This window comes from Oleiphilus sp. HI0067, assembly GCF_001635735.1.
In genome coordinates, this window is record NZ_LWFI01001084.1 from 1 (window position 1) to 853 (window position 853).

Consider the following 853-nt stretch of genomic DNA (forward strand, 5'->3'; position numbering starts at 1 on the left):
TATTATAGTATTAGGAGGAAGTAAGATTAATGCAGGAAATGATAAAACCGTTGCTATCGAAAAATCTTTATTACCAAAACGCTTTGTAATCGGCTTAGCCTTGCTAGTTTCATCCAAACGAACATACTGCATCATTCGCATTACCAGAACGCTATACCAACGCGAAAAAACATGAGCAACTAATATAACAACCGGTACATAATCAGCAGGTAATTGCATCAGTGCGATGAACTTTAACGCCAGTGCGAAGAATAGCCCAACAGCACCATAGGTACCTAAACGGCTATCCTTCATAATATTCAGGATGTGCTCTTGTGACCAACCACCACCAAGACCATCACAGGTATCAGCCAAACCATCCTCATGAAAGGCGCCCGTCATGTATATGCCAAGTAATATGACGAGAAGAATACTTAGCTCTTGAGAAAATATATGACTTAAAAGGATGAATGCGAGAGCTGTCGTTGAACCAACCAGCCAGCCGACAAGGGGAAAATAGCGGCTGGCATGGTCTTGCGTGCTCTGATCTACATTGCTCAAAGATGGCAAAGGGATGCGCGTATAAAACATCAAAGCATAATGGATTAGTTGAAGCTGTCGTTTAATCATGATCGAGGCTCGTTTGGCTTAAGCGTCTGAGACGCCCGCATCTTCAAAGCTAGCCATCTCATTAATAAACGATACAGCCGCCTTTACAAGCGGATAAGACAAAGCACATCCTGAGCCCTCACCCAAGCGAAGATTCAAATCTAGTAGCGCATTGACGCCTAAATAATCTAACAGCTTTCTATGCCCTTGCTCCTGAGAGCAGTGACAAAACACGGCATTGTCCTTAATCGAAGGGTCCAGCTTG

At 43.5% G+C, this 853-nt stretch carries 2 protein-coding genes; both read right to left on the bottom strand.

Annotated features, from left to right (window positions below; all coding sequences use genetic code 11):
• The coding region (locus A3739_RS15105) for an adenosylcobinamide-GDP ribazoletransferase (protein WP_068501951.1) at window positions 1-609 on the bottom strand (609 nt) is incomplete at its 3' end.
• A gap of 18 nt (window positions 610-627) precedes the next feature.
• Window positions 628-853: nicotinate-nucleotide--dimethylbenzimidazole phosphoribosyltransferase (locus A3739_RS15110; RefSeq protein ID WP_197472351.1), on the bottom strand; the 226-nt coding region annotated here is incomplete at its 5' end.